Below are 24080 nucleotides of genomic sequence, written 5' to 3' on the forward strand. Positions count from 1 at the left end.
CGCAATCGCCGAAACGGATGCTTCGAACCTTCGGAACGTTACGCGAAAGCAATCACCGGTCGTGCTCCTCCGCGACGGACTTACACAATACCGATCTGAAACGGATGATCCGCCTCCGCAGAATAATTGAAAACACTGGCCCGATACCGAAATTCAGATGGAAAATCCGTCGAACAGCAGAATCACAAAAGTCAGCAGACAGACACCGCAGAGGGCAAAGGAAAAAAACGGCAGCGGAGACCCGTCAATCTTTCGACGGCCCATTTTTGAAAAAACAGATAATGCGGCCAGCACAAAAGTCAGTAGCAGAACCGTCAGAAAAGCAACTTTGTTCTTCCCGGCATGCTCCACCCGGCTTCCCGCCGGTCCCACCAGCGGGAGAATCATACAGAGAAAAAAGAAGGAAAGTCCCGAGGCAACCGCGAGCCCGGTACCGACGGCCGGTCTGAACATCACATCGTTTTCGTATTTCTGATCCTGATCCATACTGCTGTTTCCAAGGGTTGGAATTTAAGAGCCTGAATTTATAGGCCGATTTCCCCGCTGTTGGAAGCAAAAAGCGGTTTCAGACCTCCCGGATACCCTATCCTTTCCACTTTCCCTTACGTCAGCGTTTTTACCAATCTCATCGATTGCTTTGACTTTCCGGGAGGGGTTTGCATAAACTTTTGCGGTTGGTTAACTCGGTGTGTTGAGCAAGGGGCCTATGGAAGTTCAGAAAACAAAAAAGCGCATTGCCAGTTCCAGCGCGGCACTCATAAGCATCCTACTGCACGCGGCGCTCCTTCTCGTGGCCGGCGGTGTGGTGGCCCTGAAATATTACCAGAAACAGGGGGCTGCGTTCCAGGTTGAAAAACAGCGTCCGAAACTGGAACGCCGCAAACTCCAGATGCCGGTCAAGGCACAGCCCTTCATGGAGCAGATGTCCAAACCCAAAGCGCGGACCACTACGCGCATCACCGCCAATGCACCGCAACTGGTCAACATTCCGGAACAGGGCGAATATGTAAAAATGGCCCCGATGCCTACATTTAAAGGTAATTATACCAACTTTGTGCAGATGGACCGCACACTGGAATTCAATTCAAAATACCGCGATGTCAATTTCGGGATTTCTTCGGTCGACTTTTTCGGAACACGCGGAAAAGCGGAGAAAGTTGTAGTCGTGGTTGATGCCTCCCGCTCCATGCTCTATGACGACCGCGGCGGAATTGATTCCTATGATATGGTCCGTGAAGATCTGCGCGAAGTGATCGGCAGCATGCGCTCAGCCACCCTGTTTAACGTCATCCTCTTTGATGACCAGCAGGTCGCCCTGTTCAACGCCAATATGGTCCCGGCCACGCCCACTGCAAAAACCAACGTCATTGAATGGGTCAGCGGCATCAACACCAATCTTGATTTTGTCGGACTTCCGGACGACATCGCAAACTATACCCCGAAACGCGCTTATGATATTCCCATGGCCAACAACGATATTACCGGCTGGCTGAAAGGTCTGCAGGCGGCGATCGAACAGAAGCCGGAAATTATTTTTCTGCTCACGGCCGACTGGGGCAACGTCACCTCCATGAACTACGGCATTTCCTACTTCCTGAAAAAAGACATGTTTAAAGAATACCAGAAACGGCGGATCGAATATTTTCTGGAAGACGAGAGCTTTGCCGAAGACTGGGAAGGCTATCTGGCCGAATATGATGAACTGCGCACCGTCGCCATCAAAATGCTGGAGCTTGAAAATCAGGCGCGCTACGAAGCCGAAATGCAGCCCAAAGTGGTCCGCGACTGGGACGAAATCCTTTATGACAATGAGGTGGAACTGCCGGATGCCCCGCTTGCCGAAGACCAGCAGGCGGTCGGCATGATGCCCGCCGAAACCCGATACACCTTCGATGAAGTGCTCGAATCCTTTTTTGTGATCGTGATGGATAACTACCGGAATCTCGGTTTTCCCCAACTCAACTTTGTACTGCTGCAAGGCGACGGCGCAGCCAACTACACCGCAGAGACGGCCTCAATGATGACATCCGACATCAAATTTCAGAATCTCAGCAGAATGGTCGGCGGGCATTTCCGCTTTCTGAAAGGTATGCCGAGAATCAGCAATCTGCTCAACCTGAATATTGATGATGCCATGGATGCCGTTTTGCAGGATGAAGAAGGAGAATTCTGATGAAACGGATCCTCTGCCTGCTCCTCCTCACCGCCTCTGCCGCTGTGGCACAGTTTGACCGGACCGAACTCCACACCTTCACCAACAGCGAAGGCAAAACCCTCACCGACCGCATTGCAAAATATGATGTGGAAAAACAGGAGGTTCTGCTCGAAAAAAGCGGAAAAGTTCCTCTCGAAACTTTCAGCGAAGCCGATCAGGCCTACATTCTTCACTGGAACCAGGTCGAAGGATTCAGCTCCGCACTGCGCTTTAAAATGGAGCTGAAAAAGAATACCTGGTCTAGCATGAAGCATGAACAGAACATTACCCCCTACTACATGGACGCCATTCAGATTCCCGGCAAACGAACCCCGAATCACAATGTAATTCTGCTGGAGGATTACGAGGAATACAGCGCGGTCTATCTGCAGGCCGAAGGCTACGAAATCACGCTCCGGAATCAGAACCTTTTTCCCATCGAAAATATCACTGTGGAAAGCAAGATTTTCTATGAACAGGAACAGTACATTGTTCCCGACAGTCTTTTTGCCAGTGAGGATAATGATTACTTCGACACCGTGCTGACCAACAAATACCGCTATATGTCCGAAACCATACCGATCATGGTTACACGTGAAGAAGTCGTCCTGCATTCCGAAGCCGCGATTATTGCAGATCATCAGATCGAACGAAATGCCCTCATTACTTCGACACAGGACGACGGGGAAGATCAAGTCAGTGACGGCTCCACGGATATTGAAGGATTCGGCGAATGGGACGATCACGGCCGGCGGCGCAAAGGGCGGGTTATCGGCGCATGGTTCCGGGTCGGCATCAAAGGGCTCGACGGCAACATGGTCTGGCGCGATATCGCCTCACCCTCTTCGCTGATCGACAGATGGCCCTCTTTCGAAACAGCCGGTCTCCCGGAACAGGCACAGAATGACCGAGAGAAAAACGCACCTGCCGATCCGCCGTCTACCGGAGATTAAACCGTTTTCCGTACCGCTTTCGGAAGATTCATGCCGTAGACCGAATTGAAGATGACCACCAGGTTGGAGAAGACCATGCCGACTGCACAGTATTTCGGGGACAGCCAGCCGACACCGGCCAGAAACATCCCTGTAATATTGTAGGCAAACGCCCAGCCGTAATTCAGACGGATTTTATGCCGCACCTTGCGTTGCATAAACGGCAGGCTGGACAGTTTTCCAATCTCCGGAACCATAAACACGCCGTCGGCACTCATTTTTGCCGGAATCTGTCCGGAAAACACCGCAAGACCGAAGTCGGCCGCCGCCAATGCCTGCGCATCATTAATGCCGTCGCCCACCATCATCACGCTGTTTCCATCGGCCTGAAGCCGGGCAATTTCCTGCTGTTTATCGCCGCTGCCCATTTCTCCGAAATAATGCTCAATTCCCAATTCACCGGCCACCTGCTCAACCACCGGTTTACGGTCGCCCGAAAAAATATAGGGTTTGACGCCGTTGTTCTTCAGATCCTGAATGAGACCGCCCGACTCTTCACGAACGGTATCCCTGAGCCCGACAATACAGTCGCACTGCTCAGGCGTACCGAACATCACAAGCGTTGAATCCCGCAGGTCGGGCGGAATTCCAATGTCCGGAAAAAGACCGGCACTGCCGGCGACATAGTGCTTCCCATCCACTTTCCCCGAAACCACAGTACGCGCAATGGTCCGCTCCTCCACCGGCTTCGGCGTTCCGATTGCCGCCAGAGCGCGGGCGATCGGATGCTCAATCCCGTTTTCAAGCGAAGCCAGCAGGTCGAGTTTTTTTTCGTTCTTTTCCGTAAGCCAGACCACACGGTGCACCTCCGGTGTCCCGCGGGTCAGTGTGCCGGTTTTATCAAAAACCGCCACCGCCGGTTTAAGAGCCAGCACAGTGCCATTAAAAATCTGAATACCCAGTCCACGCACCTTTTCAATGGCGGCGGTGAGTACGAGCGGTTCGGCAATCCCGAATGCACAGGGACAGGCCACAATCAGCACCGACAGCATACGGATAATCGCATCATTACGATCGCCCCAGAACACATTGCCCGTCAGCACAATCAGCGAAATCAGCACCACAACCGGCACAAAATACTGGCTGATATGATCCCCGAACGACAACTGTTCCTTGCGGGTGTTGAAAGCCTCAATCGTGCTTTCAACAATCTTTTTAATAAGGTTGCTCTGCCCCCGGCCGGCACGGAAAGTCTGGCATCATCGGAGAGCAGTCGGGCACCGGCTCCGACATAGTGACCCTGTTCCAGCGAAACACCGTGCGATTCCCCGGTGATCAGACTGAAGTCAAATTCGGCCGGTCCCATCAGTATACCATCGGTCGGAACAAACTCATCGCGCTTCACCAGAAATTCTGTACCGGGCTCCAGCTCTTCCACGGCAGCATAATCTTCATCAACGTCATTCCCTTTGATCCGCGCTTTTTTCGGCAGCTGCCATGAAAGTGAGCTGACGCGGCGGCTCAGTTTTTTGTAGAACGAACCTGAAATCAGGTTTCCGGTTTCAATCAGCATCAGCAGCAGTGTAACCACATCAAAATAGAGATGGGCAAAATCGCCGGTGAGCATGGAATAGACCGAATAGATCCAGGCCGCAGAAGTGGAGAGCACCACAAGACTCTCCATACGGAACTGACGACTGACAATCTGCCGCCAGCCCATCACCATCGTGGTCCTGGCGGCATAAAACGGAACCAGTGTGCCGAACAGAGCCAGCAGAATGGAACAGACCAGCTGCATGGCGAACGGCACATCCCAGCTTTCGGCCGAATAAACGACAAACGAAATCATCATATTATTCAGCGCAAAAAACCAGCCGGCTCCAAAACGGAAATAGTCGAACGAATCGCGTTGTGCGTCCTCACCTTCGTAGTATTTATAACCGAGTTTTTCGATATTCGACTGAATGGTATCCTTACCGATCTGCATCGGGTCATAGGAAAGAGTGCACGTTTCGGCAATAAAGTTAAGGTTTACATTTCCAACCCCGGGAAGTTTCCCCAGACTGTTGTGCACCAGCCAGGAACAGGCGGGACAGACCATGCCGCCCACGAGAAAACAGAGATCCTGTCCGTTTTCAATTTCCTTCTCTTCCGTCTCCACTTCCCGTCCATCGGGAAAAACACCTTCCAGAAGCTGGGCAATACGTTCATCGCGCTCCGCCCCGTCGAGCTCCATTTTACCGATAATGACGTGTACAGCAGCGCAGCCGGGACAACAGAAATCGCCCTCGCCTCCCGGAACCGTGCGGTTACAGACTATGCAGTGATCAGCCATTTTCCGCCGGAGTGATTCGAAGTACAAAAAGCACGCAGTACACGATGCCGATGATCAGACAGAGCCACGGAAAAGCTTTCTCGAAACGGGCACCCCATTTTTTATCGACCAGCCTGCCGAGCGAAATACCAAGCTGCATGAAAAAGGTCTGGGTGATCACAAACGCCAGCATAAAGGCCCCGCCCTTCCACCAGCTCCCCTGACCGACCGCCATAGCGAACGCAGCATAGAGCATGCCGCACGGAATCAGCGATGTGCAGGCTCCTCCAAGTGTCAGCTTACCCAGCCCTCCGCTGAAAAAACGGGACAGCCAGTTGTTTTTCGGCGCTTTGAGTCCCTTGCGGCGGAAAGCATAAAACGCGATAAAAAACATGATCACTCCAGGAAACAGCAGCGACAGCAACGCTCCGCGAACCGGGTTAAGACCGATCTGACAGCAGAAGTGTGCGGGCCCGATATCGATGAACTCCCCGAATGCGCCGAACAGAATACCCGCCAGGGTATACCCCGCAATCCGGCCCAGATTGAAAAGCGATAACGCCTTCAGACTTTTTTCGCGGTGAAGTGCACAGACGGAGACGTGCAACGGTCCGCACATCGCATAACAATGAGGAATGGCGGTGAAACCGATTCCGGCTCCGAGAATGATTGCGGCAATAAGCTGTTCCATAATTATGCAGAATCCTATCACATTTTCCCGCAAACACAATTCCACCCCATGGGAAAAGCGGGGCTTCAGCGGTTCATCGGAGTACGATTATAAAAAGACGCCGTATCCGTGTTAATATAAGGGTTTTCCTCTTCAGCTTTGAAAATTCGGTGCTCACGGCGAGCCGGTTTACCGTAATGCGCCGGCTTCCGGTAGCGGTAAAAACAGTCTCTCCGATAGGATGTGGAATACCCGTAAGTAATCGTGGTTGTCCGGCGGCGGCTCTCGCCGTTCAGCAGACTGCGGGCACGGTCGGTGTCGATTTTTTCCCTTTCAAGAACGGCCTGTTCCCGCGCCAGCTGAATGCGCTGTTTTTCAAGATCCAGCCGGTGTTCCTCCCGACGCTGAAGGAGCTCTTCTTTCTCTTGCGGAGTCATCCAGTTGCCTTCAAATTCGATCAGTCCCTTTTCGCGCTGTGCCAGTTCAAACGCGCTGCGCCGGGCTTCCGCCTCCGTCACACGCGCCTGACGCGCCGCATAACGCTGCAACTCCACCTTCACCTTTTCCCGCTGTGCAGCCGAAAGCGAATCCGCCACAAGATCCCTGAAATAAACCTGACTACCGCCGCCATCGTGAACAATCAGCATATGGTCCGGGCTCGCCGAAATGATTTCAGCGTTACGAAAGACCGTTCCATCCCGCAACTGCAACGACTCAGCTCCGGCTGCACTGCAGAACATCGCAAAAACAATCAACAGATTTTTCATGGCCGATCCCTCCGGATTACCGGGCAAGTATAGCACCGCCGTCAAACTCCGGCTATTTTATCGTTTTTACCGCCGCAAGATTGGCCTGCATCACCGTCATAAAATCGCCGTCATCCGGTCGGTTTCCACAGGGGTTGAATACGATGCTTTTTATTCCTTTTTCGGCCAGCGCTTGTTTAACCTGCGGAAGCGGATCATCCTCCCAGAGCATCACATCGGCATGATGGGTCTCGAGTATATCCTCCAGCTCGCGCCACATTGCCGAATCCGGTTCGCTATCCGGTTCCCAGTGCACACTTTCCATGCTCAGATCATAGCGCGCAGCGAGATACTGATAAACCGGATGCGATCCCAGCAACGGCCGACCTTCAAGAGCCTGGAAAGCCTGCGCCAGGTCAGCATCCAGCGCTTCAAGATCCGCAATCAGTTTCTCCAGATCCCCCTCTTTCACTTCAGCGATTGAAGCGAGAGCCTGATACACCGCAGCAGCCTGCTGAACCGCCAGTTCAGGATTCAGCCAGAGGGTAAATGCAATATCGCCATGCACATGAGCCGCACCTTCGCTATGAGTATGACTTCCGGTTCCATTCAGCGCAATAAACTCCGCCTCCAGCCCCGCCGCCGTATTGACCGTGCGCTCCGGCGGGAACGAAACAGCAGGCACCCACTTCGCATAATCCGCCCCGTTAAGCAGAATGAGATCCGCCTTTTTAAACGCTTCAATCTGATCAGACTCCGGTTGCCAGAATGCGGGATCACCATCCATTTCAGGGAAAACGGTTTCAACCTGATCCCCGGCAATGCGCTCCGCAAAATAGGCCAGCGGATAATTGACGGTATAGACTGTCGGCCGGGTTGTCAGTCCACCCTGCTCCGCCCGGTATACGCATCCGGCGAGCAACAGCCCGGCAACAAAAAGATATCCTGATTTCATGTCATTCCTTCGATTAAATATGTTTCCGGTTTAAGCTAAACATTACCACGCCACTCCGTAATCGGAGCAGATTTACTGCGTAACGTTTTCCGGTTCCGGATCGTGAAAATGAAACAGCGTATTTCCAGGTCCAAGCTCGGACGTACAGGCTTCAGCACATAGGTTGCAGTTGGTGCAGTCAGGCCCTTTGCTTTCAAAGCGGGCCCGCAGATTCATCGGGCAGATATCTTCGCACTTGCGGCAGTTCGTACAGCTTTTCTCCGGATTCTCAAATTTCATCATCCGGGTGAGATCGGTCTGCAGCAGCATCTGAATCAGCGCATAAGGACAACCCTTTTTGCAGAATCGTTCCTGATATCCGACAAAAAGGAACATAAAACCGCCAAACAGCGCAACCCCTGTTCCAAGGATGGGAAGGTTTCCGGCAGCGGCCAGCTTAACCTGGTTTTCCAGCGGCTGGAAAAAAGAAAGAATCACTTCCGTCAGAATCCCCGAAAAAAGCAGTGACCAAAGTAGAACAATTCGTTTCCGGTGTGCCGTGGTTCTGTTTTTCGGGTTGTTTACTTTTTCAAGAAACATGTGCATCGGACAGAGATGTGAACAGAAAATCCGCCCTTTTTTCATTCCGATTCCCACCACTAACAGCAGCAGCGCAACAATGCCGAACAGCGGATAGAACATCGTGGCCAGCCCGAACTCGGCCCCGAACAGCCGAATACATTCGCCATCGAGATCAAAACAGAAAAAACGAAGCGGTATACTCAGCAGCACCAGAACGCTCAGCGTCTGGATGAGCCTGCGCCGCTTCGTATAGAGGTCTCCACTCATCAGCCCGGACAGATCGGCCTAAGGATTGAAATTCAGAATGAGGTAAACAATACAGACAATCGTCAGAATAATTTCAACTGCGATATTGAATTTGCCGACATCCGCGTGGCCCTGTTTTATTTCTGTGGTTGTTTCAAAATCATATTTTTTTTCTTCAGCCATAGTACTCCTTTCAGACTCCGTTATTTTTCGTAGTCGTTCAGCGGATTTCCGTCTTTATCCACGCGCCAGTTTTTATTGCGCCCCAGCGTTTGAATATAAGCCGTCAGATCGGCGATCTCTTCATCGGTCAGATAAGCAAACGACGGCATGATGGAAGCTTTTTCATAAATCCCTTTACGGTCGGGAAATTTATCGCCCATATCCCGCGGATTCTTGAAATGCGCATAATGCCATTCCGAGGAATATTTTCCGCCGACACGCGCCAGATCCGGCCCCGTGCGCTTGGTACCGAGAAAGTGCTGCTTATCATTTACATATTCCCAGGATTCAGAAGGCGGCGCTTCTACAAGACGCCATCCATAACGGCGCTGATCGGAATCAAGATGACGCACCTGCTGCGTGTGGCAGTATACGCAGCCTTCCCGTTTATAGATGGCAATGCCGCGCAGTTCCTGCTCGGTGTATTCATGCACATCGTGATCGGTTTTATACATCACCGGTGAAACAATCGGTGGAAGAACCGTTGTACATACAGCACCGACAGCAAAAATGGCAAAGGCCCCGACCGACGTCCAGAGTAAGCTTTTTTCTACATCAATTTTCATGAATCTTTTCCTCTTACTGCGCTGCTGCAGTTTCTGCTTCTGCCACTTCCTGCTCTTCCGCTTCTTCCGGATATTTACCGAAGAAGGTCTGCAGAATGTTATACAGGAACAGGAAGTATGCGATGAAGATCAGCCCGCCGGTCGAAAAACGCATCCAGTGGGCATGCTTCAGTGCCGCCAATGTATCGACAAAAGTATTCTCCGGATTCAGCCAGGCGAAGCCCTGAATAACCCCGCCGATCCAGAGCACCGCGAAAAACGGCACACTGGCCAGCGTCATGAGCCAGAACTGGGTATCGCCTAATTTTTCGGAATACAGTCGGCGTCCCGCCATTTTCGGAGCAACATAATAGATGCCGGCCATGGCGAAATAGGAAAAAGCTCCGAACAGCGCCATATGCGCATGCCCGACCACCCAGTCGGTTTTACTGGTGATTTCGTTGACCGAACGGATGGCCTGGAACGGCCCCTGCAGACAGGTGAAAACATAATAAACCGTGCCCATCATCAGCAGCTTCGGAATCGGCCCTTTCATCCGGGTTCCCCGCGGCGCAGTGGCAAAGGTTCCGAAGAAGTTGGTGATTACCGCCATCACAGGTATGATGAGGCTGAATGAGAAAATGATCGAAACCGTCTGCAGCCAGTGCGGTTGCGGACCGTGGATCATATGGTGCGCGCCGGTCCAGACATAGACAAAGGAAATGACCCAGAATCCAATCATGGAAAGTTTATGTGAATAGATCGGCGTATTGAGCTGTTTGGGAATCATGTAGTAGGCAATCGCCACCCCCAGCGGAGTGAAAATCAGGCCCACCGCATTATGAACATAGAACCAGATCAGGTTGGCCTGATTGACGCCGGTGACCATCGGCATCTGACTGAACATGTTCCCCGTAATGTAAACAAAGGTCGTCCAGATGACGGCTCCGAGGGTATACCAGACCGTAACGTAAAGGTATTTCACTTTACGGATCATAACCGTTCCGAACACGTTAATGGCAAACATCACCCAGCAGGTTGCAATCAGATAGTCAAACGGCGGAGGAATTTCTCCGTATTCAACATTTTTCACATGCCCGAGCACAATGGAAGCGATGCCGCCGACAACAGCAATGTTATACAGCACACCCATCGCCACCCGAGTTTTTCGGAAAAAAGCCGGGTATGCAGAATACGCGGAAGCACCCAGAACAGAACCCCCATATTCGCCTGGAGCAGCCACCCGAACAGATTGAGGTTGGTATGCATCATCCGGACGCGCGGCATCGAGAGATATTCAATTTCCCCGACCGTTGGAACCACAAATTTAAGCGCGGTCAACAGGCCCATAGTCAGCGCCATACCGAAGTAGACGCACGATGCAATAACCATCGTTTTTGCAGCAGTATCTTGTTTCATTATTCAGCCTCCCTGGTGTTCGCGCGGATGTAGGCGATAATATCAATTATGGTCTGATCCGACAGATGGTCGTGCGGCGGCATCGGTGTACCGGCAACGCCCAGCAGAATCGACTGATAAAGGCGCTCATCCGTCACACCTTCCTGATTTAAAAACGCCTTGTTCAACAGGTTGCGCGGCAGCGGATGGTGTAGATTGTATGCATTCGGCCCTTTGCCGTTTGCGAGCTTTCCATGACACGACGTGCAGTATTGCTGAAACGCAACGGCACCATTCTCAGCGTCTCCGGCCTGAATCACTTTTCCTTTGTTTTTCCAGTCGCGACGGTCAGGATCACCAATCTCCGGAAGGCTTGCCTCCACGCGTCTGAATTTATCCGGCACATTTTCCAGCGCCTTCTCATGAATAAAGTTCACCAGCAGTTCCACATCCTGTTCGCTCAGCGTATTCTTCCAGGCCGGCATCGCGGTACCGGCCACACCGTTGAGAATGGAATGTTTGAACCGCTCTTCATAGGCACTCACAAACTGATGACGACTGAAATCGCGCGGAAGCGGATCGAGCATTTCTGAAATCACACCGCGCCCATCCAGGTTTTCACCATGACAGGAAATGCAGTAGGTGTCATACAGCATCTGCGCCTTGGTATCCGACGCGACTTCATAATCAAACGTCGAAAGGAACATCACAAGGCTCTCAAGTTCGGCATCGTTATAATCCCTGAACGTCGGCATAATGGAATCAGGGACATGCTCGCGGGCATTCACGATGTGCTCCCGAACATATTCCCTGCCCCGGTTGCGGATCGACCAGGTCAGCTCCGGACCGATATGACCGCCGGCCAGCTGGCCTTCATCGTTACGGAAGGCATGGCAGTTTATGCAGCCTCCGCGACTGAGGGAACCTTCATACGGAATCCCGGCAAACAGGGCACGGCCGGCCTCCACACTCGGCTCGCTAATCCGTATTTCATCGGCTTTCGGCTTAATGTATCCGATCGGCGCGGTTTCTTCAGAGCGCAGTTTGGTTTTCTGCAGCCCTTTCAGATACGTCGCCAGCGCCACCACTGTTTCATGGTCATGAACCCAGTCAAATTCCGGCATTTTTGAATTGGCGTCATTGGCCTTCGGATGGACGATCGATTCATACAGATAATCAAAGGTGTATTTTCCGCCGGCATTCGACAGCTCCGGCGCCTGCGACGACGTAGAAACGCCGGCCACGGTATGGCAGCCCCAGCACGCTTTTTCCAGAAACAGTTCCCGGCCTTTTTCAAATTGTTCTGCTCCGGCCAGATGACCGCTTTCCATCGCATGACAGCGCACGCAGTTGGCCTGAGCAATCTTTCCGCTCACCAGCGGTGCAATCCATCCATGCGCCTTGCCGTGGGCAAGATGTTCATCCAGATCGCGGCTTGAACCATCGTGGCAGACGGCACAGCCGATTTTATTGAAGTCATGCGGATCTTCCGCAGCTCCCGGAACGATCGGCGGATGAGCAGTCAGCGGCATTTCAAAATCCCGGGCGGCAGGATTGGACGCGCCGATATGGCAGCTCTGACAGCGGTCAACCAGCATCGATGAAGGCGTCTTTACGTTCACCTGCTTTACCACAGGACCGGGAAAGTCTTCACCGAGCGCTTCATAGTAGGCTTTCTGGTAGCGGATATAATCCTCATCAAACCCTTTGCGGATGGCCAGACCGAGCAGAACCAATCCCAACAGACCGATAAACAGAAGAATACGATAATCCTTAATCATCTTAGTGTCCTCCTCCTGCGGCCTGTTCCACCCAGGGGTAGACAATCGACCAGTTTTCACCGCGGAAGTACACGCCGATAATGATCAGCGTAAGCATGAACAGATACATGCCGATGAAGAGCGCATTTTCAATCCAGCGTTCACGCGCAAACCAGACACCGGGAATATTTTTCCGGTAGGTTTTCGTAAAGGTTTCCAACGCAATTTCAACGTACGGCAGGAACATGACACCCCCGCCAGAATACCCGGTATGACAATACCTCCGATAAATCCGTCGTAGGAGGTCAGTTCCTGCAGACCCAGGAAATACCACGGCGCCTTTGCCGGGTTGGTCGGATGGCTCGGATCGGCCGGACCCTCCAGCGGTGCATCAAAGAATACGGAGATCAGACTCATGACCACCATGAGACCGGCAAAAACCATCAATTCACGAACAATCAGTTTCGGCCAGGCGAACATCATCTGATCCACTTCCTCGTTCACCTTCGGTTCGTTGCCCTTCACAATTTCAACCAGTTTATAACTGCGCGCCGCTTTGAAAACCGAGTTGTTTTTCACTTCGCCGAACTCCTCATCCGGAATCTGTTTTTCGTTGGAGGTATCCGCCGGCCGGGCCAGCCCGCCGTCTTTTCGGATGCGGAAAAAGTGGACCGCAATCAGGAAACCCATCACACTCGGAAGCACCGCCACGTGAAGCACATAGAAGCGGATCAGCGCTTCCGCTCCCACGTCGGTATCACCCAGCAGCACGGCACGAATCAGCGCACCACCCGGAGCGATTTTCGCAATTTCAGTACCGACTTTCACCCCCCAGAAGGCCAGCTGGTCCCAGGGCAGCAGATAACCGGTATAGGAAAGGAAAACAGTCAGCAGACCGAGCAGACAGCCAACCACCCAGTTGAATTCACGCCCGCCGCGGTGGGCGCCCGCCAGATAAACCCGCAGCATGTGCAGCGCCACAAACGCCACCATACCATGAGCCGACCAGCGGTGCATGTTCCGCAGAAAATCGCCCCAGAATACGTTGGAACGCAGGTTGACCATGCGGCTGTAGGCATCCGGCAGTCCATCCGGACCGATCGCCGTCGACGGCACATAATGGAACATCAGCAGAATACCGGTCGTTGCCAGCAGCAGAAACAGGTAGAAGGTAATCAGTCCGAGCCCCATCGTGGTCTTGAACTTCACCGTACGTTTGTGAATCTTGACCGGTTGAATATGCAGCAGCACATTGCTGAACATAATCTTGGATTTGGTCAAACCCGTATTATCCATGCGATGCCGGAAGAAGGAATAATACAGTTTATTCCCGAATTCCTTCATCTGTTTTCTCAATTCATCCATCAGCTATCCCCTTACAAGATGAAGCAATTAGGCTATATTAAAAGTTGTACCTTCCGGCAGTGCCGTACCGGTATCGATTTCCAGCTGTCCGCCCGGAACAGGTTTAATTTCAAGCCAGGGCAGCGTTTTCGGAGCCGGACCGCCGACCACAATACCGTCGGTATCGTACTGCGAACCATGGCAGGGACACTGAAAGCCGGTTTCCACTACATTGACGGTGCAGCCGAGGTGCGTACATACCAGCGAAATAGCGGCAACTTTTTCTTCTGCCACCCGGCGCAGAATCACCTTCATTTCTTCAAAAACCAATTCATCACCGACATCCGGCAGATCTTTAACCGGCACCAGAAATTTCTGAGGGGTTCCGTATGAAACCACCGGCATCATATATTTAAACAGCGCACCGCCCGCACCGGCAGCCGCCAGTCCCATTAAGCCGAAAGCCGACCCCATTGTGATCAGCTCGCGCCGGCTCTTACCTTCTTTTTTCTTTTCCGACATTATTTACTTCCTCCGTCAACGGCTCCTTCAGAGGGCCTTTCCTCTTCGCGGAATATGACATACTTGGCTTCTTCCGGATCATCAAACTGCCCATCCTTGACCGCCCAACGGAACAGCACAAAAAATATGCCGCCCAGAATGGTCGTCGTTATCAGCAGGATAATCGTTAAAATCAGCATGGATCTGTCCTATGCAAAACAATCCTCAAATTCATTCACCGACATTTTGCACGCGCCCGTCGGGCATTTCTGTGCACACATACCGCAGCGGATACACTTCAGCGGATCGAACAGCATGACCGACCCTTCAGCCTCCGCCACTTCCATACTGCCGAACTCCATGGTCGCCAGCGTTTTCAACGCTTCACCGCCATCAACCCGATCCACCGTCTTCATCGAAAGACAGTACGACGGACACACATCAACACAGCCGCCGCAGAGAATACAGATATCTCCTTCAAACGTCGGGTGAATGTGACACTCGAGGCAGCGCCCCGCCTGTTCCTTCGCTTTTTCATCCGGATATTCAACCGTCGAATTAAACTCCGGCTGCTCCGCCGGCTTGACCGGCAGTTCCTCCCGCTCCTCACGTCCATCATCCACATACACCGAATCTCTTCCATATTCCGGAAGATCCGTGAACGTGATTTTGCGCTTCAGCGACTGCGGAGCCTGACCGGTGATGTATGAATGAATACCCTGAGCCGCCCTGCTGCCGGAAGCAACCGCATCGATAAACAGTTTAGGACCGTGGGCAATGTCACCGCCGACAAAAACATTCGGTTTACTCGTCTGCAGCGTTTCTTCATTTTCAACTTTCACCCAGCCCTGCGGCGTCATTTCAACACCGGAGTTTTCAAGGAAAGCCAGATCGGAACCCTGACCGACGGCAAAGAAGACCTTTTCGCCTTCAATCAGGCGCGTCTCATCCTCCAGCTGCGGAGAAAATTTCCCGTCTTCATCAAATACACGGATCACCTTGCTGACCAGCAGACCTTTCACTTTGCCGTTTTCAATGACGATTTCACGCGGGCCCCAGCCATCGTTAATGGTTACGCCCTCGCGACGACCGCCTTCACGCTCCTCAAGCGAACCGGTCATTTCATTCATATGCTCACGTTCCAGACAGGCCAGCTGAACATCCGGCGAACCGCAGCGCAGCGCCGAACGCGCAACATCGAACGCCACATCACCGCCTCCGATTACAATCGAACGATGTTTTGTAAGGTCCCACTTTTCGCGCATGTTGAAGTCAAAAAGGAACGAAAGACCGATATGCACATCCTCGTGGTCGGCACCCGGCAGCGGAATCTTTTTGCCCCTGGCCAGACCGACAGCAATGAATACGGCATCGTGCCTCTCTTCCAGTTCCTGGAACGTGATGTCGACACCGACATCCACACCGTTCTTTACTTCGATATTTTCAAACAGTTCAATCGAGGCCAGCTCATCGGCAACGACTTTACGTGAAAGCCGGTTCACCGGAACGCCCTGCACCAGCTGACCGCCGGACTTTTCCCAGCGCTCGTAGATCGTTACAGAATAACCCAGACGCGCCAGGTCATGCGCACAGGTATAGCCGGCACATCCGCCGCCGATAATACCGACGGATTTCCCGTTCAGTTCCGGCTCCACAGATCCCGGAGCAATGGAATAGGTCAACGGCGTTTTCAGATCGCCCGTTTCCGGGCCATGTTTATCGGTCAGAAAACCTTTAATGTTCCGGATAACCACCGCTTCATCGACATCCGACCGCCGGCACCCTTTTTCACACGGTGCACCACAGACTTTTCCGCAAATCGATGCAAAAGGATTGGTTGCGCGGGAAATGGCATAGGCTTCTTCGTATTTCCCGGCCACCGTGGCCATCAGATAGCCCCGGGCATCCGTACTTACCGGGCAGGAATTACGGCATTTCACCTCGGCTTCATAATATTCATCCGTCGGCAGCTCTACCTTGATTTTTTCCAATGCCATTTGCACGTCCCTCCTCGTGAATAAACCGATTCTAATAATGATGCGCAGTTTAGTCACGTCTTCATTGTCGGAAATTTATGGCACCGCTTTAGTCCCCTTGCAACCCTAAATCGGTATTAAAATACCAATTTAGTCATATTTCAACACCGCCGCCGCTCCAGCAGCCCCGATAAAAGATTAACAACCCCTGAAAAAGCCCTGAAATTCCCTAACAACCCTAACAAAATAAGTAAAAACAGTGCTGGATATTACCGTTGAACCGCTTTAGCCTCCGACCATGGATTGAAAGCAATCCATATGAGTAATGAGAGTGACCGGTTCTTTAAAGGGGGATTGGTCGGAAAATCAGGTCGGTAACGGCCGCAAGGAGTAAAAGTAGTATGTCAGACCAAATCGAAACCGGTACGGTTAAGTGGTTCAATGATGAAAAGGGTTATGGATTCATTGCCCGCGAAACCGGAGACGATGTGTTCGTTCACTTCACCGCCATCAATATGGAAGGGCGCCGTACGCTGGTCGAAGGCCAGAACGTTTCTTTCCAGGTTGAAGCCGGTCAGAAAGGCCCGCAGGCGACTAACGTCTCGGTAGCCTAAGCCTTTACGGCCAATTGATCCAAAAACCGTCCAAAGGTTGGAAAAACCGTTTTCCGACCCTTGGATTTTTTTGTTAAAACTTAAATCAATTATCTGTCTGGAGCCCCCCCGGGATCGCCCGGATTGTCGCCCGGGTTCGACGGTCCATCGGAACCACCGCCACCGCCTCCACCGCCGCCGGCAGCCATAGCGGCCACTCCGCCGACCACTACGGCTTCGCCCAGCAGAATACGTCCGGTACGCCCGGCATCATCGCTCCACGCCACGGGATTGAGCCACGAAAGACTGCCGCCCGTTTTGATCGGATTTTTCCAGCGGTTCGGATTGACCACCGCAAAAAAGTCCCCGGCGGTCGAAAAACTCACACCCACTTCAGCATACGATCCGCTGCCCGTGGCATATCCCCGGGAAACCAGCTCCGGTCCATGCGGACCATCTGCTCCGGGGATTGAGGCACAACCGGCCAGCAACGTCCCACTGACTCCCAGACTCGTCAGTTTTAAAAATTTGTTCATATCATTCTCCCGAAATTGATGGGCACCCTACTCCCGTTCCAACTCCATGCAACTGAAATTGATGCATTAATATGGCACATGCCCATCCATGCGTAAGATTAAAGCAATTCCCGCGCCAGAACCGGGTTCCGGCTTAACCCAACTCGATCACATGATCGAGCAGCCGATCCCCGTCAAAAATAAACCAACCTGTGAATTTACGCCCTTCGAGCATATACGGAAACCAGATATGATCGTCTTCCCACATATGTTCAAACGGCAGGTCATCGATGGAACACCAGATCGGCGCAGCCTCTTCGGTTTCACTCGGTTCTCCCTCATAGCCCGTAGCGGTATAGACAAATCCATGGATCGAATGGCTATCGGTAAACTGAAAACACAGCTCGCCGGCGAGCTCAACACCCCGTGCTTTAATGCACAGCTCCTCTTCCGTCTCCCGGACGGCACACTCCTGCAAGGTTTCACCCGGCTCCAGCTTGCCGCCGGGGCCGTTGATTTTCCCCTTTCCGAACCCGCGCTTTTTATGAATCAGCAGCACCTGTCCATCCTGAATCACAAAAAGCAACGTAGCCTTTACGACCGGCGTCCAGTTTTCCCAATCCACATCCCCGACTTTTTCAACCATCTGTAATCTCCCGAAAAAACTGCCGCGCAGTGTGAACGGCGCGGCAGATGCAGACAAGTTTCCAATCGAGGTAAAATCAGCCTGCAGTGTGTTCGTAAAGGTGAACATCCCGCTGCGGGAACGGAATGGTAATGCCCCGCTCATCAAACTTCTTCTTGATCGCTTCGGTCACCCCGTAATAAACAACCCAGTAATCAGCCGGTTTACACCACGGGCGCACATCAAAGTTGACCGAACTGTCCGCCATGGCTTTCACCAGAATATCCGGTTTCGGATCCGACAGAATTTCATCGAACTCCGAAAGGGCCTCTTCAATCGCAGCCCGGGCCCCATCAATATCATCACCATAGCTGATACCGGCCACAAGATCGACGCGCCGCTTATCATTGTATGTGTAGTTGATAATGTTGTTCGACATTACGTTGGAATTGGGCACCACCGCATGTTTATTGTCGAGCGTATCCAGTTCGGTGGTCAGAATTCCGATTTCCTTCACAATGCCCGAAACCCCGTTCACCTCCACAAAATCCCCGAGCTTGATCGGCTTGAAAATAATCATGAGTACACCCGCCGCAAAATTCGACAGCGAGCCCTGCAGGGCCAGACCAACCGCCAGACCCGCCGCGCCGAGTACCGCAATGAACGATGCGGTTTTGACCTGCAGCGCCTCAAGAGCCGCAATAATGACCGCTATTTTCAGTCCGACGTGAAGCAGCGTCGCCGTGAAACCGACCAGAGTCCGGTCCACCTTATGGTGCTTCATCGCACGGACCATCAACGTTTTGACAACTTTAGCCATCCAGAAACCGATAAGCAGAATCGCCACTGCTCCCAGAATCCGGTAGGCATATTCAACCCCCATGCTCTGCACGGTCTCAATGACCGTTGTACTCGGCTGCAGCGCATCGGCTGCATCGACCACATTTGTATTCATTCCATCTCCTCCTTATTTAAGGCTTGGTTTCAAATAATACGGCGAAGCTATTGATCTTAAAAATAATAGCAAGAAATATAAATATCTCATCCATCCTCCGGAAACCTGCGATTGTCTGCCCATCGGATTTCCTCTACCTTCCTTACGAACATTGAAAACCAGGGGATAACTATGCATGAAACCATCAAAGCCCTGCTGGGCGAAAAACCGGTCCTGATCGACGGGGCGTGGGGAACGGAACTTCAGAAAAAGGGACTGAAGCCCGGAGAATCACCGGAAGCGCTGAATCTTGAAAATCCGGAAATTGTTGAAGCGGTTGCCAAAGCCTATGTCGATGCCGGCAGCCGCATTATCATCACCAACACCTTCGGCGGAACCGTCTACACACTCGAACGTCACGGATTGGCGGATCGCGTTGAAGAAATCAACCGTATCGGCGCTGAACTCTCCAAAAAAGCCGCAGACACGCAGGCCCTCGTCTTTGCATCCATGGGACCCTCCGGAAAAATGCTGATGATGGGTGAGGTTACTGAAGATGAGCTTTTCGAAGCTTTCTCCGTTCAGGCCAAAGCACTCGCGGCAGGCGGAGCGGATGGACTGGTTATTGAAACCATGTCTGATCTCGAAGAAGCCCGGACAGCACTCCGGGCGGCCAAAGAAACCGGCCTCCCGGTCTGCGTTTCAATGGTCTACGACACCGGTGCCGATCTGGACCGAACCATGATGGGAACCCCGGTCGAGCAGGCGACGGAAGAACTGACCGAAGCCGGAGCCGACATCATCGGTTCCAACTGCGGACAGGGCATTGAAGGTTTCGTTAAACTGACCGGAAAAATGCGGTCCGGAACCGATCGCCCCATCTGGATTAAAGGCAATGCGGGACTTCCCGTAATGGAAAACGGCAAAGCTGTCTATAAAACCACCGCCGAGGATTTTGCACAGTTTGCCCGGCCGCTTGTTGAAGCCGGTGCCGATTTTATCGGTGGATGCTGCGGCACCACCCCCGATTTCATCCGGGCTCTGAAATCCGCTTTATAAAACACCGCAGATCATAAAAAAAAGCCGGAGCAGTAACGCCCCGGCTTTTTTATTCTGTTTTCCAGTACCCGGAAAATCAGCCTTCTTTGTGCTCGTAGATATGCACGTCGCGCTGCGGGAACGGAATACTGATTCCCTGCTCATCAAAGGTCTTTTTAATGGCTTCCGTGGTATCAAAATAGACGCCCCAGTAATCCTCGCCTTTACACCAGGGGCGGACCACCAGATTCACAGAGCTGTCAGCCATTTCAACCACAGCCACCTGCGGTGCCGGATCTTTCAGCACCCGATCATCGGCAGCCAGAATACCTTCAAGGATTTCCTTGGCTTTATCGATGTTATCGCCATACCCGATTCCAGCCGTCAGATCCACACGACGGATGCCGTTGGCGTTGAAGTTTGTAATCACGCCGCTCATGATGGCGGAGTTTGGAACAATCAGTTTTTTATTATCCGGCGATTTAAGAATGGTGGTGAAAATGCCGATTTCCTCGACACCGCCCATTGCTCCGCCGCCCTCAACAAAGTCTCCGACTTTGATCGGCTTGAAAATAATCATCAGCACACCGGACGCAAAATTCGAAAGCGAACCCTGCAGAGCCAGACCGACCGCCAGACCGGCAGCACCCAGAACAGCCACAAACGAAGCCGTCTGCACATTCAGCTGCCCCAGCGCGGCAATCACCACAAACACTTTCAGCGCCATATGAACAAGTGAGGCAACAAATTTCGTAAGCGTTACATCAACGCCCTTCTTGTCCATGGCCTTGACAACCAGCCCTTTCAGCAGCTTCGCCAGCCACATTCCGACAATAAGAATCAGAATGAAACCGAGAATGCGGGTGCCCCAGGCAATGGCCAATTCAATAATCTGTTCCTGTAAACCGGTGTCCTGCAGCGGTGAATCCGCAAAAACTACAGCATTGGTATTCATTTAATCTCCCTTAAGTTTAATACTCTTGTCATCTCGTTTCGTTGCCGGTGAGTATAGAATCATATAAAACTTACTCAAGAATATAAACCTATAAGCATTCATTATAAGCGTATGGCGCAATAGGGCTTTTCAGTACCGTGTAAATCTGTACAGTTCAGCAAACTTCAGGAGCAGTTATGAAATCCGGTCTTTTGCGCATTTTCACTCGGTCCGCTTTGACAGCCTTTCTGTCTCTGAATCTGCTTCCGGCACTTGCCGAAAGTACGCTATGGAAGGCTTCATCCAAAAAGGGAACCCTGTACATTCAGGGCTCCGCTCATGTTCTGAAAGCCGATAACTATCCCCTCGCCCCGGCCATTGAACAGGCCTACTCCAACTCCACGGCCCTCGTCCTGGAAGTGGATATGGGAGAAATGATGTCACCCCAGACCCAGCAGCTCATCATGAGCATGGCCATGCTGGAACCCAGCGACACCCTGAAAACGCTGCTGACCCCGGAGACCTATGAACAACTCGCCGCAGCGGCAGCCGAAGCCGGCCTGCCGATCGCGGCCGTTGAACGGTTTAAACCCTGGTTTGCCACCCTGTCCCTCTCCCTGATGAAAATGAAACAAATGGGACTCGATGAAAACCTCGGCCTCGATAAATACTTCTATGGGAAAGCGACTGCTGACGGCAAAAAAGTGATCGGCCTGGAATCCATCGACTTTCAGATTTCCCTGTTCGACAACCTCTCCCATGAAAACCCCGACGACTTCGTCAGACGGGCCCTGATTGAACTGACACAGCTCGAAAATGACTTCAACGAACTGATTGAAGCCTGGGAATCCGGAGACCTTCGGACGTTGGAAACGCTGATCACCAAAAGTTTCAAAGACTATCCCGGGCAATACCGGAAATTCATCACCAACCGGAACAAAGCCTGGGCTGAAAAGCTGTCTGCAATGGCAACCCGGAAGGAAACCTACATGGTCGTTGTCGGAGCCGGACACCTTCCCGGCGAAGAAGGCCTCATCAATCTGCTCCGCAAAAAAGGCCTTCAGGTTGAACAACTGTAGAAGAGCACGAAACGTACGGCCGCACTCTTCACGAACTGAATTCCGCAATCATAAAGGTATGATCTGACGGCTTCTCTTTTTTACGCGGCTCCAGATCAATGTCACAGGACGTGCACCTCTCCGCCAGCGGATCGGTCGTCAGCACATAATCGATGCGCCAGCCCATATTCCGCTCCACGGCATTTTTCACCCGGTAATCGAAAAACGAATAAATCTCCTCATCCGGATGGTGCTTCCGGAATACATCCGTGAACCCGAAAGAGCAGACATCCATAAAAGCGTTATGCGCATCGATGTGATAACAGGGATCATTCTTTTTTCCGGCCGGATTGTTTACATCAATCGGCTCCACCGCAATATTGATATCCCCGATCCACGCGAGCGGCTGATCCGCCGAATATTCCGCTTCAAACAGTTTTTTAAGTCGGCGGTACCAGCCCAGCTTGTATTTGTACATCACATGATCAATCGCCCGGCCCTGCGGGACATAGGTGTTCACCACGGAAATCCCATCCACCACCGCCCGGACCAGCCGTGTTTCATCCGCCGGACCGCCGTCATCAAAACCGAAGTGCACCTCCTGCGGTTCGTTTTTACAGATCAGCGCCACACCGTTATATGACTTTTCCCCTTTAAATACCGCATAGAAGCCCGCATCCCGAATCGCCTCAACCGGAAAATCCTCATCCTGGCACTTGGTTTCCTGAATGCCCAGCACATCCGGCTGATGGTCTTCCAGCCACCGGAGCAGTATCGGGAGGCGTGATCGGATCGAATTCGCATTGAACGTTGCAATTTTCATGGTGTCTCTTGCTTTGATTAAATATAGCACCGATCAAGTCGGATAGGCGGCGGACTGTCAAGAGGGATCAAACCATGAAAATAATGCTTCCGTTCTTATGCGTATGCTGCACAGGGCTGACCGCTCTGTCAAACCCGCCCAGCCCCGAGACCGGACCGGCTTCTCCGGAAAAAATCGCAACAGCCATCCGCTCTTCGAAAAAGCTGACCATGGTCCACACCTGGGCCACCTGGTGCGCGCCCTGCCGCGACGAATTTCCGGAATTAGTACAGATCATCAACGACTTCCCCGAAATGGACGTCATTCTGGTTTCCTGCGACAACCCGCAAAATCTGCAGCCCGTGAAGAATTTTCTTGTTGAATACAACGCTCCCGTCAGTAGCCTTGTATCCACTGATCTGAACCAGAATTTTATCGAAACCTTATCTCCGGACTGGTCCGGTTCGCTGCCCTCCACCTTTTTCTACATAAACGGGAAACTCGTCCGCGAATGGGAAGGCAGAAAAAGTTATGAGGACTACCGGAAAACCATCGAGACACTGTTAAAAACGAAAGGAGCTCAATATGATTAAACATCCTATAACCACAATCCTGCTCACTGTCGGCCTCGCCGCCAACGCCCCCGCACTGGAAATCGGCGACGAAATCGTCGACACCCATGTGAAAATGCAAAGTATCGACGACGCCACCCTCACGCTCTCCGAGCTCAAGGGCCCGAAAGGAACCCTCGTCATTTTTACCTGTAGCACCTGTCCGTTTGTCCTCAACTGGCAGAAAACCATGGTTGAAATCGGCAATACCTATTCCAAAAAAGGCATAGGCGTTATTTTCATAAACTCCAACGATCCCGATCAAAACGGCGATACCTTCGAAAGCATGAAAACAATGGCACGGGAAGAAGGCTATCAGTTCCCCTACCTCGTCGACTCCACCTCAGATGTCGCCCGCAGCTTCGGAGCCACCAAAACGCCGGACGTCTTCCTTTTTGATGCCAATGACAAACTCGTTTATAAAGGCGCCGTCGGCGAGGGCGGCCACACCGTCGGAGAAAAAATCTGGCTGAAAGATGCTCTCGATGCGCTGCTCAACGGCGAGAAAATCGAAAATCCCGTAACCAAAACTGTCGGCTGCGGAATTAAATTCAGATAAGCGCATCCAACCGCTGCAAAGCCGTTCCGTTTAAGTCGGGACGGCTT

The 24080-nt window shown here is 52.2% G+C and carries 27 protein-coding genes; 7 read left to right on the top strand and 20 right to left on the bottom strand.

Annotation, left to right across the window (positions count from 1 at the left end):
- Positions 1-153 precede the first annotated feature (153 nt).
- Complete coding sequence (locus tag EGM51_11180; protein ID QBG47931.1) at positions 154-486, bottom strand: hypothetical protein; 333 nt, start codon at positions 484-486, stop codon at positions 154-156.
- A gap of 220 nt (positions 487-706) precedes the next feature.
- Between EGM51_11180 and EGM51_11185 the strand changes: the two genes are divergently transcribed.
- On the top strand, positions 707-2173 hold the full coding sequence (locus tag EGM51_11185) for a hypothetical protein (protein ID QBG47932.1): 1467 nt from the start codon (positions 707-709) through the stop codon (positions 2171-2173).
- Entirely contained in the window at positions 2173-3147 is a 975-nt protein-coding gene (locus tag EGM51_11190) for a hypothetical protein (GenBank protein QBG47933.1), read from the top strand. Before EGM51_11185 ends, EGM51_11190 begins: the two co-directional genes overlap by 1 nt.
- On the opposite strand, the gene EGM51_11195 is transcribed toward EGM51_11190, so the two are convergent.
- The 14 genes from EGM51_11195 to EGM51_11260 all read right to left on the bottom strand — a co-directional run bounded on the left by EGM51_11195 (position 3144) and on the right by EGM51_11260 (position 16385).
- Entirely contained in the window at positions 3144-4346 is a 1203-nt protein-coding gene (locus tag EGM51_11195; GenBank protein QBG47934.1) for a cation-translocating P-type ATPase, read from the bottom strand. The two genes, EGM51_11190 and EGM51_11195, sit on opposite strands and share 4 nt — an antisense overlap.
- Entirely contained in the window at positions 4241-5461 is a 1221-nt protein-coding gene (locus tag EGM51_11200; GenBank protein QBG47935.1) for a cation-translocating P-type ATPase, read from the bottom strand. Before EGM51_11200 ends, EGM51_11195 begins: the two co-directional genes overlap by 106 nt.
- Positions 5454-6131, bottom strand: coding sequence for a sulfite exporter TauE/SafE family protein (locus tag EGM51_11205; protein QBG47936.1), 678 nt, complete (start codon positions 6129-6131; stop codon positions 5454-5456). The genes EGM51_11200 and EGM51_11205 overlap by 8 nt, the downstream gene beginning before the upstream one ends.
- A gap of 65 nt (positions 6132-6196) precedes the next feature.
- Positions 6197-6877, bottom strand: coding sequence for a hypothetical protein (locus tag EGM51_11210; GenBank protein ID QBG47937.1), 681 nt, complete (start codon positions 6875-6877; stop codon positions 6197-6199).
- Positions 6878-6929: 52 nt separating this feature from the next.
- Complete coding sequence (locus EGM51_11215; GenBank protein ID QBG47938.1) at positions 6930-7811, bottom strand: zinc ABC transporter substrate-binding protein; 882 nt, start codon at positions 7809-7811, stop codon at positions 6930-6932.
- Between the two features lie 72 nt (positions 7812-7883).
- Positions 7884-8639 carry a 4Fe-4S binding protein gene (locus EGM51_11220; GenBank protein ID QBG47939.1) on the bottom strand — a complete coding sequence of 252 codons (756 nt, stop codon included), beginning with the start codon at positions 8637-8639 and terminating at the stop codon, positions 7884-7886.
- 182 nt (positions 8640-8821) lie between these two features.
- Positions 8822-9406 (bottom strand): c-type cytochrome, encoded by a 585-nt coding sequence (locus EGM51_11225; protein QBG47940.1) that lies wholly within the window; start codon positions 9404-9406, stop codon positions 8822-8824.
- 13 nt (positions 9407-9419) lie between these two features.
- Entirely contained in the window at positions 9420-10538 is a 1119-nt protein-coding gene (locus tag EGM51_11230) for a cytochrome oxidase (protein ID QBG47941.1), read from the bottom strand.
- Positions 10475-10804, bottom strand: a complete 330-nt coding sequence (locus EGM51_11235) for a hypothetical protein (protein ID QBG47942.1) — start codon at positions 10802-10804, stop codon at positions 10475-10477. The genes EGM51_11230 and EGM51_11235 overlap by 64 nt, the downstream gene beginning before the upstream one ends.
- Complete coding sequence (locus EGM51_11240; GenBank protein QBG47943.1) at positions 10804-12564, bottom strand: c-type cytochrome; 1761 nt, start codon at positions 12562-12564, stop codon at positions 10804-10806. Before EGM51_11240 ends, EGM51_11235 begins: the two co-directional genes overlap by 1 nt.
- Positions 12565-12648: 84 nt before the next feature.
- A complete protein-coding gene (locus EGM51_11245; protein QBG47944.1) occupies positions 12649-13908 on the bottom strand; it encodes a DUF4405 domain-containing protein in 1260 nt (419 codons plus the stop codon).
- A gap of 27 nt (positions 13909-13935) precedes the next feature.
- Entirely contained in the window at positions 13936-14409 is a 474-nt protein-coding gene (locus tag EGM51_11250; GenBank protein QBG47945.1) for a (2Fe-2S)-binding protein, read from the bottom strand.
- Positions 14409-14588: a cbb3-type cytochrome oxidase assembly protein CcoS gene (gene ccoS / locus EGM51_11255; protein ID QBG47946.1), complete on the bottom strand. Its 180-nt coding sequence runs from the start codon at positions 14586-14588 to the stop codon at positions 14409-14411. Before ccoS ends, EGM51_11250 begins: the two co-directional genes overlap by 1 nt.
- A gap of 9 nt (positions 14589-14597) precedes the next feature.
- Complete coding sequence (locus tag EGM51_11260; GenBank protein ID QBG47947.1) at positions 14598-16385, bottom strand: 4Fe-4S dicluster domain-containing protein; 1788 nt, start codon at positions 16383-16385, stop codon at positions 14598-14600.
- Positions 16386-16765: 380 nt separating this feature from the next.
- On the opposite strand from EGM51_11260, the gene EGM51_11265 reads away from it, so the two are divergent.
- Positions 16766-16978 carry a cold-shock protein gene (locus tag EGM51_11265; GenBank protein ID QBG47948.1) on the top strand — a complete coding sequence of 71 codons (213 nt, stop codon included), beginning with the start codon at positions 16766-16768 and terminating at the stop codon, positions 16976-16978.
- 89 nt (positions 16979-17067) lie between these two features.
- Here the strand turns inward: EGM51_11265 and EGM51_11270 are convergent, their stop codons facing one another.
- The 3 genes from EGM51_11270 to EGM51_11280 form a co-directional block, all read right to left on the bottom strand.
- On the bottom strand, positions 17068-17493 hold the full coding sequence (locus EGM51_11270; protein QBG47949.1) for a hypothetical protein: 426 nt from the start codon (positions 17491-17493) through the stop codon (positions 17068-17070).
- 133 nt (positions 17494-17626) lie between these two features.
- Positions 17627-18118, bottom strand: a complete 492-nt coding sequence (locus EGM51_11275; GenBank protein QBG47950.1) for an 8-oxo-dGTP diphosphatase — start codon at positions 18116-18118, stop codon at positions 17627-17629.
- A 76-nt stretch (positions 18119-18194) separates the two neighbouring features.
- Positions 18195-18980 carry a mechanosensitive ion channel gene (locus EGM51_11280; protein ID QBG49299.1) on the bottom strand — a complete coding sequence of 262 codons (786 nt, stop codon included), beginning with the start codon at positions 18978-18980 and terminating at the stop codon, positions 18195-18197.
- A 243-nt stretch (positions 18981-19223) separates the two neighbouring features.
- Between EGM51_11280 and EGM51_11285 the strand changes: the two genes are divergently transcribed.
- Positions 19224-20090, top strand: coding sequence for a methionine synthase (locus EGM51_11285; protein QBG47951.1), 867 nt, complete (start codon positions 19224-19226; stop codon positions 20088-20090).
- Between the two features lie 76 nt (positions 20091-20166).
- On the opposite strand, the gene EGM51_11290 is transcribed toward EGM51_11285, so the two are convergent.
- Entirely contained in the window at positions 20167-21024 is an 858-nt protein-coding gene (locus EGM51_11290) for a mechanosensitive ion channel (GenBank protein QBG47952.1), read from the bottom strand.
- 176 nt (positions 21025-21200) lie between these two features.
- Between EGM51_11290 and EGM51_11295 the strand changes: the two genes are divergently transcribed.
- Positions 21201-22082, top strand: a complete 882-nt coding sequence (locus EGM51_11295) for a TraB/GumN family protein (GenBank protein QBG47953.1) — start codon at positions 21201-21203, stop codon at positions 22080-22082.
- A gap of 28 nt (positions 22083-22110) precedes the next feature.
- Here EGM51_11295 and xth read toward each other — a convergent pair whose 3' ends face one another.
- Positions 22111-22884: an exodeoxyribonuclease III gene (gene xth, locus EGM51_11300; GenBank protein QBG47954.1), complete on the bottom strand. Its 774-nt coding sequence runs from the start codon at positions 22882-22884 to the stop codon at positions 22111-22113.
- A gap of 74 nt (positions 22885-22958) precedes the next feature.
- Between xth and EGM51_11305 the strand changes: the two genes are divergently transcribed.
- Complete coding sequence (locus tag EGM51_11305; protein ID QBG47955.1) at positions 22959-23456, top strand: redoxin domain-containing protein; 498 nt, start codon at positions 22959-22961, stop codon at positions 23454-23456.
- On the top strand, positions 23449-24033 hold the full coding sequence (locus tag EGM51_11310; GenBank protein ID QBG47956.1) for a thioredoxin family protein: 585 nt from the start codon (positions 23449-23451) through the stop codon (positions 24031-24033). Before EGM51_11305 ends, EGM51_11310 begins: the two co-directional genes overlap by 8 nt.
- The last annotated feature ends 47 nt before the right edge of the window (positions 24034-24080 follow it).

Source organism: Verrucomicrobia bacterium S94, assembly GCA_004299845.1.
Lineage (GTDB): Bacteria > Verrucomicrobiota > Kiritimatiellia > Kiritimatiellales > Pontiellaceae > Pontiella.